10 protein-coding genes are annotated in these 9,292 nt (G+C 72.4%); 5 read left to right on the forward strand and 5 right to left on the reverse strand.

Going from position 1 to position 9,292, the window contains the following annotated elements; translation table 11 throughout:
* Positions 1-143: 143 nt before the first annotated feature.
* From ABZ714_RS32455 to ABZ714_RS32465, 3 genes are all read left to right on the forward strand, one after another.
* Positions 144-740 carry a hypothetical protein gene (locus ABZ714_RS32455; RefSeq protein WP_358828946.1) on the forward strand — a complete coding sequence of 199 codons (597 nt, stop codon included), beginning with the start codon at positions 144-146 and terminating at the stop codon, positions 738-740.
* 340 nt (positions 741-1,080) lie between these two features.
* The gene (locus ABZ714_RS32460) at positions 1,081-2,274 is read left to right on the forward strand and encodes an MAB_1171c family putative transporter (RefSeq protein WP_358828947.1); all 1,194 of its coding nucleotides are present in this window, start codon (positions 1,081-1,083) and stop codon (positions 2,272-2,274) included.
* On the forward strand, positions 2,271-3,662 hold the full coding sequence (locus ABZ714_RS32465; RefSeq protein ID WP_358828948.1) for an FAD-dependent oxidoreductase: 1,392 nt from the start codon (positions 2,271-2,273) through the stop codon (positions 3,660-3,662). The genes ABZ714_RS32460 and ABZ714_RS32465 overlap by 4 nt, the downstream gene beginning before the upstream one ends.
* Positions 3,663-3,902: 240 nt before the next feature.
* Here ABZ714_RS32465 and ABZ714_RS32470 read toward each other — a convergent pair whose 3' ends face one another.
* Positions 3,903-4,742, reverse strand: coding sequence for an alpha/beta fold hydrolase (locus tag ABZ714_RS32470; protein WP_358828949.1), 840 nt, complete (start codon positions 4,740-4,742; stop codon positions 3,903-3,905).
* Between the two features lie 57 nt (positions 4,743-4,799).
* On the opposite strand from ABZ714_RS32470, the gene ABZ714_RS32475 reads away from it, so the two are divergent.
* On the forward strand, positions 4,800-5,366 hold the full coding sequence (locus ABZ714_RS32475) for a MarR family winged helix-turn-helix transcriptional regulator (protein WP_358828950.1): 567 nt from the start codon (positions 4,800-4,802) through the stop codon (positions 5,364-5,366).
* A gap of 46 nt (positions 5,367-5,412) precedes the next feature.
* On the opposite strand, the gene ABZ714_RS32480 is transcribed toward ABZ714_RS32475, so the two are convergent.
* The 4 genes from ABZ714_RS32480 to ABZ714_RS32495 form a co-directional block, all read right to left on the reverse strand.
* The gene (locus ABZ714_RS32480; protein WP_358828951.1) at positions 5,413-6,210 is read right to left on the reverse strand and encodes a zinc ABC transporter substrate-binding protein; all 798 of its coding nucleotides are present in this window, start codon (positions 6,208-6,210) and stop codon (positions 5,413-5,415) included.
* Positions 6,168-7,037, reverse strand: coding sequence for a metal ABC transporter permease (locus tag ABZ714_RS32485; protein WP_358828952.1), 870 nt, complete (start codon positions 7,035-7,037; stop codon positions 6,168-6,170). The genes ABZ714_RS32480 and ABZ714_RS32485 overlap by 43 nt, the downstream gene beginning before the upstream one ends.
* Positions 7,034-7,669, reverse strand: coding sequence for an ABC transporter ATP-binding protein (locus ABZ714_RS32490; protein ID WP_358828953.1), 636 nt, complete (start codon positions 7,667-7,669; stop codon positions 7,034-7,036). Before ABZ714_RS32490 ends, ABZ714_RS32485 begins: the two co-directional genes overlap by 4 nt.
* 169 nt (positions 7,670-7,838) lie before the next feature.
* On the reverse strand, positions 7,839-8,081 hold the full coding sequence (locus tag ABZ714_RS32495; RefSeq protein ID WP_358828954.1) for an MbtH family NRPS accessory protein: 243 nt from the start codon (positions 8,079-8,081) through the stop codon (positions 7,839-7,841).
* 466 nt (positions 8,082-8,547) lie between these two features.
* Between ABZ714_RS32495 and ABZ714_RS32500 the strand changes: the two genes are divergently transcribed.
* A complete protein-coding gene (locus ABZ714_RS32500; RefSeq protein WP_358828955.1) occupies positions 8,548-8,925 on the forward strand; it encodes a phosphopantetheine-binding protein in 378 nt (125 codons plus the stop codon).
* The last annotated feature ends 367 nt before the right edge of the window (positions 8,926-9,292 follow it).

Here is a 9,292-nt window from a genome sequence, read left to right on the forward strand (position 1 = left end):
GGCCAACGATCGTTGGACCGCGATGGCAGCCGGGCTCGTCACGCGGTACCGTCGGCCGACGCGGGATGCCGAGAACGCCAAGAACGCCAAGAGCACCAGGAACACCAGGAACGCCGAGAACACAGAGGGCGGGGAGACCGGTCGTGACCGAAGCCGCGAGTGCTCTGCGCAGAACGCTGAGACGGCTCGACGAACTCGTCGAGGAGCACGGGCTGGACCCGGGCGAGGTCGTCGACGTGGCGGAGATCTCGTACGAGACCGGGATATCCGGCCGCCGGATCCGTTTCCTCCTGAAGGGGGGCGCCGCGTCCTGGGACGACGACGTGGACGCGCGGGTACGGGGCCGGGTGCTGCATCTGTTCCGGACCCGGACCGAGCGCAGGCCGGGTGATGTGGCGGCGGTGGCGGCGAAGCTGGGGGTCAGCACCGTCTGGGCGCAGCAGTTGCTGGAGGGGCGGAAGACGCCCAACATCGTGCACGGTCAGGCGCTGACGGAGTTCTTCGGGGTGACCGGTGATTTTCTCGCGGCGCCCGCGACCCAACTGCTGAATCGTTCCCTCCAACCTTTGGTGGAGCGGCTCTCCCGTCAGGTGCCGGACCCCATGGCCGAGTTGATGGAGCGGCTGGGGGTGACGTCGGTGTCGTTCCGGGGCCATGAGCTGACGGTGCCGCAGCGGGCGGCCGTGGCGCAGATGCTGGAGGCGATGCTGAAATCGAACACCCGGGGGGACGGTGCGTAGCGTCCCGGCGGGGACCCGCCCGGCGATACGGCCGCACCCGGCGGTACGGCAACCGGGTCACCGGGTGCGGGGGCCGGTGCGATTAGGGAGTTTCTGGTGGATCGGGCCGGATGAGCGAGCGGGGTCCGGTGCGTGCGATCGCGGGGCGGAGGACGGGGGTCCCCCCGGGCCGCCGGGCGCAGGGGGCCGTAGGCGACTGACGACAACGCGGTGTGGGGGCACCTTCCGGGCCCACCGGGCCCAGGGGGAGGGCGTGCCGGGGCACGCGAGCCCGGCAGGATCCACAAGCGACGACCTGGTCGCCGTGCCGTGGGCCCGTCCGGGCCACCGGGGCTGATCGATGCACCCGGCGGATTTCTCGGTCTCCTATGCCCTTCCGGCGGTCGCGCTGGCGGTCGCCCTCGCGATCAAGACCCCGGGCATCGTGCGCGCCTGGGGCCGCGAGTCCGATATGCGGGCCGTGGGCGGGCTGCTGGTGATGGCGATCGGGGTCTTCGTCTCGGCCGTCCCCACCAATATCGCCCGGGTCAACGATCTCTTCGGGGTGGCGAATATCGCCGCGCCGATCGTCTACTCGCTGCTGGTGTCGTTCTGCGGGCTCTGTCTGGTGCTGATCATCGTCTGGCGGGACGATCCGTCCGCGTCCAGGACCCGGCGGATCCGCTGGGTCGTCACGGTCTACGCGGCGGTGGTGATCGGGTTGTGGGCCACCTTCGTCCCGGCCGACGTCGGGGTCGAACGGCTCCGTGACCTCGACACCTATTACGCCGACACGCCGTGGATGCGGGAGCACATCCTGCTCTATCTGGCGGCGCATTCGGTCGCCACGGCCGTCGCGGCCCGGCTGCTGTGGACCTGGATCCCCCGGGTCGGCGGCTGGCTGCGGTCCGGGCTCGTCTTCATGCAGGCCGGGTATGTGATCGGCATCCTCTACGAGGCGATGAAGCTGACGGCCTACGGCTCGCGCCGGTTCGCCGGTCACGATCTGGACTGGCTCAGTACCCAGGCGGCCCCGCCGATGGCCGCTCTCAACGGGGTCCTGGTGGCGGCCGGGTTCATCATTCCGCACGCCGGTCCGTACATCCAGGAGCGGCTGCGGATGCGCCGTACGTACCGCGATCTGGGGCCGCTGTGGCGGCTGATGCGGACCGTGGACCCCTCGGCCGCCGGGGTCCGGCTCGGCCCGCTGGCCTCCATGGCCCTGCGGCTGACCCGGCGGGAGGCCGATATCAACGACGGTCTGCTGAAGCTCGCCCGGCATCTGGACACCGATCTGCGGGCCAGGGCCCATCGGCAGGCCCTGGCGGCGGGGCACGGCAGCGCCCATGCCGCCGCGATCGCCTGGGCCGCCACCATCATCGACGCCCTCGGCAGCCACCACCGCAGAAGGCCGGGGCCACCGGCCGACGAGCCGCCCCCGCACCGGGGGTTCGAGCACCGCGATCTCGCCGCGATCTCCCGGGTCCTGCGGGAGCGGACGGGGGTCGGCGGGGCCGGACGGCACGCCGCCGTAGAGCAAGGGAGCAGATCATGAACCGTCGACCACGGGTCCTGGTACTGGGGGGCGGGGCGGCCGGAATGCTGGCCGCCGCCTCAGCCGCCGCGCTCGGGGAGGTGGAGATCACGGTCCTGGAGCGGGACGAGCTGCCGGCGGGGCCCGGGCCCAGGCCGGGCGTTCCGCAGGCCCGGCACGCCCATATCGTCTGGTCGGCCGGGGTCCGGGTGATGGCGGAGCTGGTGACCGGTCTGGAACACGATCTGTTCGCGGCGGGCGCGCACCGGATGGAGCTGATGCGCGATCTGGTCTCCATGAGCCCGCCGGGGCCCTGGTTCGCCCGGCACCATCCGTCCCGGCACTACATCCTGGCCTGTAGCCGTGATCTGCTCGACGCCGAGCTGCGCCGCCGGGTGCTGGCCCGGCCGGGGGTACGGCTGTCGCGCGGTACGGCCCTGGGCCTGACCGGCGACGCGGGCCGGGTCACCGGCGTCCGGGTCCGGACCGGGGCTGCGGAGGAGGAGACGATCGCCGCCGATCTGGTGGTCGACGCCACGGGCCGGGGGTCCCGCGGCCCCGGGCGGCTCACCGCCCTGGGGCTGCCCCGGGTCGCCGAGACCACCGTCGACTCGGGTGTCGTGTACGCCACCAGGATCTTCCGGGCCCCGGCGACGGCGGCGAGCGGATTCCCCGTCGTCAACGTCCAGGCGAATCCGCGCCGCCCGCCGGGGCAGGGCGGCGTACTGATCCCGATCGAGGACGGCCGGTGGCTGGTCACCCTCGCCGGTACCCGGGGCGGCAGGCCGTCCGGGGACCCCGGGGAGTTCACGGCCTTCGCCCGGCGGCTGCGGAACCCGGTCATCGGGGATCTGATCGCCGCCGCCGAGGCGCTGACGGATGTGGCGGTCAGTCACAGCACCGCCAATCGCCGCCGGTTCTACGAGCGGATCCGGCAGTGGCCGGACGGATTCGTGGTGCTCGGCGACGCCGTCGCCACCTTCAACCCCGTCTACGGCCACGGTCTCTCCGTGGCGGCGCGCGGCGCCCTGGCCATGGCCGAGGTACTGCGCCGGTACGACCCGCGGACCCGGGGCGCGGCCCGCCGGATCCAGCGCGCGGTGGCGGGCCCGGTGGCTTCGGCCTGGAACCTCGCGACCGGCCAGGACGCCTTCTATCCGGGCGCTTCGGCCCGGCCGCCCGGCCTGTTGGACCGGGGTCTGGCCCGCTATCTGGACCGGGTGGTCGCGGTCGGCGCCGTCGACAGCCGGGTGATGCTGCCGCTGCTCGATGTGATGACGACGGAACGGCCGCCGACCCGGCTGCTCTATCCCGATGTCCTGCTCGCCGCGGCCGTGGGCCCCCGCCGCCCGGGCCCGAAGGGACCGACGCTGGAGCCCGGGGAGTTCACGGCGGCCGGAACCCGGTAGCGGGCGACCGGGACGCGGCAGGGCCGGAATCGCCCCGTCCGGCGGGGTGTGCCGTTGCCCCCGCCTCCCGGGCCCGACGGGGCTCCGAAGCCGTCCGCGTACGACACCGATCGCCCCGGGTCCCGCCGGGGAGCGGTCCGTCCGGCGACCCGCGCGCGGCCTCGGGGCGTACGGCCTCCCGGCGGCGGTGGCCCCCGGCGGTGACACTCCGGCGCCGGGCCCGCGTACCGCCCGAGGCCGTCAGTCCGGCTCGGGCAGTCCGGCCAGGAACTCCGCCAGGGCTGCGTCGAAGGCGGCGGGCCGCTCCATATTGGGGTAGTGGGCGGTGCCGTCCACCACCACGGTCCGGCCGTTCGCGACCCCGGCCACCAGCCGGCCGGCCAGCCGCAGATGATCCTCCGAGTCCAGTCCGCCGTTGACGGCCAGCACCGGGACCGTGATCCCCGCCAGGCGCTCCCAGGTCCGGGTGACCGGGACCGGCCGGGCCTGTCCGCCGGTACCGCTGTGCTCGGTGAGGGTGTGCCAGGCCATCGTCCGCAGCGCGCCGACGACCCCGGGGGCGACCTCGGCGAGGGTGCGGTGGGGGCCGGCCGCGAAGTCGAGGAAGCGCTCGATCCCGCCGGTGGCGTCGCCCCCGAAGAGCAGCCGCTGGACGTCCGCCAGCACTCCGGTGGTCCACGGGTCGCGGAAGTCGGGTTCGCTCGTGCCGACTCCGCTGACCACCAGGGCCCGGACCAGCTCCGGATGTTCCAGCGCCGTATCGGTGGCGATACCGCCGCCCATGGAGAGACCGGCCACGACGGCGGGGCCGCAGTCGAGCCGGCGGAGCAGCGCCGCCACGTCGTCGGTGTGCCGGAACGGCCGGGTACCGGCGGTGGAGCCGCCGTGGCCCCGGGCGTCCGGCACGATCACCCGGTGGGTCCGGGCGAACCGGTCGAGCTGGGGTTCCCACATCGCGCCGTGCAGAAAGCCGCCGTGCAGCAGCACCAGCGGCGGCCCGGTGCCCCGGTCGCGATATGCGAGCAGACCGTCCTCGGTCGGGAACGCGCGGAGACCGTCGGGAGTGGATCCATCAGCCATGACAACCAAGGTGTCATCTTTGAGGAGGGATGACAACCAAGGTGTCATGATGGTGGGGTGACGACGACCGCGCAGCCGCTGCCTCCCGATGAACTCGCCGACCGGCTCGCCGATGTGCTGGGGCTGAGCGGTGTCCTCTATCGCCGGGTCCTGCGGGCGGTGGAGCGGACGGCTCCGGCCGAGGGGGTGCCGGCCGGGGTCCGGGCGGTGCTCGACCTGCTGCGCCGCCATGGCCCGATGAGCGTTCCGCAGTTGAGCCGTAGCCAGGCGCTGAGCCGGCAGTTCGTCCAGCGGATGGTGAACGAGGCATCCAGCGCGCACTGGGTCGAGCCGGTTCCGAATCCGGCGCACCGGCGCTCTCCGCTGATCCGGCTCACGGCGGCGGGGGACGCCGCGCTCACCGCGGTCACCCGGCGCGAGCGGGAGTTTCTGCGCGGCACGGGCGGCGATCTGACCGGGGCGGAGATCGCCGCGTGCGCCAAGGTGCTCGGCCGGTTGCTGGAACTGTTCGACCCCGCGTACGACACCACGGGCCCGGCCGTGCGGGCGGACGCGCCCTCGCCTCCGGAGCCGGAGCCGAGTCGTCCGGGTCCGGGTCCGGGCTCGGTCATGGGCGCGGACTGAGGCGCTCCGGGCGGCCGGTGCGGGGCCGCCCGGAGCGCGCCGGAGGTCAGCCGGTCCCCATGGCCTTCTTCAGGGCCGCCGCCGCGTCGCGGTAGACCGTCAGCAGATCGAGCTCGTCACCGGGGTAGTTGACGATGTCGACCTCCTCGGCGCCCGAGTCGGGCAGCACGGTTCCGGTGGACATATGGGCGTTGTCGAGGACGAGGGCGGGCTTCTTCCCCGACAGACCGGAGAGCTGGCCGGGGGTGACCGGTTCGGGGCCGAAGGTGCCGACGGTGGTGATCCCGGCCATGTCGGCGGCCCAGCGGCTGAAGGCATGGCTGACGGCACTGGGGCTCCGGCCGCCGGGCCAGGCGGACTTCAGACCGGCGCGCAGAGTCGCGTACTCGGTGTCGAAGGCACGGTTCCACCCCGCCGCGTCGCTCTGGGTGCCGAACTTCCCGGCCAGCCGGGTCACCTCCGCCTTCACATTGCCCGGCTCGTTCTCCAGGGCGACCTCGATCAGTTCGGCCTTGGATCCGGCGGCCTCCTTGATCTTCTCGGCGTACGGCTCGAAGGGCGCGTAGAGCACGAAGTCCGCCTTCGCGACGGCCGCCAGGTCGGAGGGCTTGGGGTCGTAGTCCGGGGCGTGGTGCACCGACTGCGGGACGATCACCTTGATGTCCTCGGCTCCCGCCGCCTTGGCGAAGGCGCCCTCCCAGGTCGTGGTCACCACCACCCGGGGCCCACCCTTCCGCTTTCCCTCCCCGGCGTCGGGGGAATCGTCGGAACCGCAGTCCGCGACCGCCACCAGGGTGGCGCTCAGTGCGAGGAGGAGGGGGATACGGACGCGAGTGCGCGCCATGGGCGAATGCTCCGTTCGGGTACGAGGTGGACCGCGAGGACGACGACGCCCGCGGTCAGGACGAGGACCGGGCCGGGTGGCCAGTCCAGCCAGAGGGCCAGCAGAAAGCCCGTCAGATTGACGGTGATACCGATACTCACCGCCCAGACCGTGATCGAGGTGAGCGATGTCCCCAGCCGCCGGGCCGCGAGAGCGGGCAGCAGGGTGAGCGCGTCGACCAGCAGGGCGCCGGTGAGTTTGATCGCTCCGGCGACGGAGACCGCCACCAGGACCAGCAGGACCAGGGTCAGCGCCCGGACCGGAACGCCGGAGGTCTGGGCCAGCTCCCGGTCGTGCAGCAGCAGCGCCAGATCGCGCCGCCGCCAGAAGAAGAGGGCGGGCACCACGACCGCCAGCACACCGAGCAGGATCAGATCGGCGCTGCCGACGGAGAGGATGGAGCCCCAGAGCAGGGCGAAGGCCCCGGAGGCATTGACCCCGGAGACCGCGAGCAGCAGCAGGGCCGCCGCGATCGCCAGACTCATCAGCAGGCCCATCGCCCCCGAGAGTCCGCTGGGGCTGGAGGCGAGCGGCGCGACCCCGGCCCCCGCCAGGGCACAGGCGACCAGGGCGCAGACCATGGGGTCGATACCGGTCAGCAGGCCGATGGCGACGCCGAGCAGGGCGACGTGCATCATCGCGAACCGTACCGGCATGATGTCGAGGCCGACGATCACCACACCGATGATCGGCAGGCCGACGGCGGCCAGCAGCAGCCCCACGCCCGCCCGCTGGACGGGGACGAGTTGGAGGAGGGCTCCCACGTCGGCGGTGGCGAGAACGGTCACCGGACCTCCCGCAGCTGCCCGGCGGCCATCTCCAGTACCCGGTCGCACCGCTCGGTCAGCGCCCGGTCGTGGGTGACGACCACCAGGGTCACCGGGAGCCCGGTGAGGACGTCGGCCGCCTCGTCCTGGCCGGCGAAGTCGAGGGCGGCGGTGGGTTCGTCGGCGAGCAGTACCTGGGCGCCCGCGGCGGCGCAGCCGATGGCCCTGGCGAGATACATCCGCTGTAACTGGCCGCCGGAGAAGGTGTGCAGGGGCCGCTCCAGCAGCGATCCCACCCCCAGCCGCCCGGCGGCCTCCACCGCGTCGCGGGTACCGCCGCCGCTGGCCAGCAGCTCCCGTCCGAGCAGGGGGAACCGGCCCCCGGCGGGCTTCTGCGGAATCCAGGCACAGGCCCGCCGCCGCCAGGCCCACTCCGCCGGGGATCCCGTACCGCGTCCGCCGACCAGGACCGTTCCGCTCATCCGGCGGTGCAGACCGAGCACGGCACGCAACAGGGTGGTCTTCCCGGATCCGTTGGTCCCGGTCAGTGCCACGCGCTCCCCGGCGGCGATCTCCAGGTCGACCTCGTCCACCGCCGTCATCCGGCCGTGGCGGCAGGTCACCCTCCGCATGTGTACGTCCAGCCCGCCCATCTCACACCTCTCCGCGATCCGCGGTCCCGCCCCGGTTGGCGGAAACACGGCTGCCTCTTCAACAGGCAGTAGTCGGAGGGGAAGGGCGGTGAGTTCCCGCGCATCGGCGGAAACTCTCCCGTATCCGGGCGTGGTGCCCGGTGGCGGACGCCGCCGTCGCGGAGCCGGTTCAGCCGGCCGGGCCCGCACCGCCCGGTCGCGGCGCGGCGTCCGTCGCGGCGATCAGTCCGGCGGGCCGCATATCGGTCCACACCGTCTCGACGTACTCCAGGCATTCGTCTCGCGGACCGGGCGGCCTCGCCACCGTCCAGCCGTCGGGTACGCCGACACCGGCGGGCCAGAGGGAGTACTGCCCCTCGTCATTGCGCAGTACCGCGTAGTCCATGTCATCGGACTCGAACGGATTGGTCACATCCACTCCTTCACCTGGTCGCCGGCCCGCCGGATTCGGGGCCGACACTAGGGTCCGGGCCCCGGCGGGTGAACCTCCTTCCGGCGTAACCGGGTGAACGACGGTCCGATCGGAGGATCCGGGAAAGGCCCGTTTCTCCTCCGATCGGGGGAGGGATACGGCGACCGGAGCGGGATTTCCCCGGCTTCGCGGCCCCCTCCGATCGGCGGAGAACGACCGAAGTCTCGCCGGTGGGATGATTTACAGTTTTCAGGTCCCGCGTTTACCGTTCCTTGAAACATGGATCTTGGCCCGACAACGCCGACGCCGGGCCGGAACGAGGCGGGACACTGCGGAGGAGTGTCGTTCCCCCCGCTTCGCCGTGCTCAGGTGACAGACCCGGGTAACACCCTCTGGAATGCCCGCGCGTCCCGCTCCGATCGGCCCCGGCCGAGACAGAACGCTTCATACGGGAGAGCTGTACATCATGACGAGCCAACAGGATTCCCCGACCTATCGCGAGAAGCTTCTGTGCGACCTCTTCGCCGAAGTGCTCGACGTGCCGGAATTCGGCGTCCACGACCGTTTCTTCGACCGCGGCGGGGACAGCATCAGCGCCGCGGACTTGGTCGCCGCCGCCCGGCGGACCGGGCTCGAATTCACCCGACGCGAGTTGTTCCTCAACCCGTCGCCCGCACAGCTCGTCACCGTCGTACGCGAGGTGGAGCCCGTACCGGCCGATGACGCCGGGCCCGCGAGCCCGTCCTCCGAACCGCGCCCGGGGGAACCCGCCGCGCCCGCGGAGCCGCCGCTCGTCTCCCTCACCGAGGCGGAACTCGACGAGATCGAGCGCCACTTCCGCTGACCCCCGCATACCGCCGGATCCCGGCCGCCGGGACGTCCGGCCGTATCGCGCTGCTCACTCACACCCCCTGCCGACGGCATCGGCACGGGATCGAGCCCTTTTCCATGCATATTGCAACCGTCTTGGGCGGAGCCTGCCCTTTTCACCGGCCGGGGCCCGCCCGCCGATTGCCGCCGACCACTTTCGATCATCGGGACCGTTAGGGAGTCCGTTTTATGGAGCGCTCGTTCAAGGACGTTCTGCCGTTGGCGCCGTTGCAGGAAGGCCTGCTGTTCCACGCCCTCTACGACGAGGAAGCACCCGACGTCTACATCGTCCAGATCACCCTCGACCTCGAAGGACCCCTCGACACACCCCGCCTCAAACA

This window comes from Streptomyces sp. NPDC006798 (assembly GCF_040635975.1).
In the GTDB taxonomy this organism is placed as follows: domain Bacteria; phylum Actinomycetota; class Actinomycetes; order Streptomycetales; family Streptomycetaceae; genus Streptomyces.

What these genes read in the sequence shown, in the direction of transcription:
- ABZ714_RS32465 (WP_358828948.1), top strand. Translation starts at nt 2,271, where the DNA reads ATGAACCGTCGACCACGGGTCCTGGTACTGGGGGGCGGGGCGGCCGGA.
- ABZ714_RS32500 (WP_358828955.1), top strand. Translation starts at nt 8,548, where the DNA reads ATGACGAGCCAACAGGATTCCCCGACCTATCGCGAGAAGCTTCTGTGC.
- ABZ714_RS32470 (WP_358828949.1), bottom strand. Translation starts at nt 4,742, where the DNA reads ATGGCTGATGGATCCACTCCCGACGGTCTCCGCGCGTTCCCGACCGAG.
- ABZ714_RS32460 (WP_358828947.1), top strand. Translation starts at nt 1,081, where the DNA reads ATGCACCCGGCGGATTTCTCGGTCTCCTATGCCCTTCCGGCGGTCGCG.
- ABZ714_RS32490 (WP_358828953.1), bottom strand. Translation starts at nt 7,669, where the DNA reads ATGGGCGGGCTGGACGTACACATGCGGAGGGTGACCTGCCGCCACGGC.
- ABZ714_RS32480 (WP_358828951.1), bottom strand. Translation starts at nt 6,210, where the DNA reads ATGGCGCGCACTCGCGTCCGTATCCCCCTCCTCCTCGCACTGAGCGCC.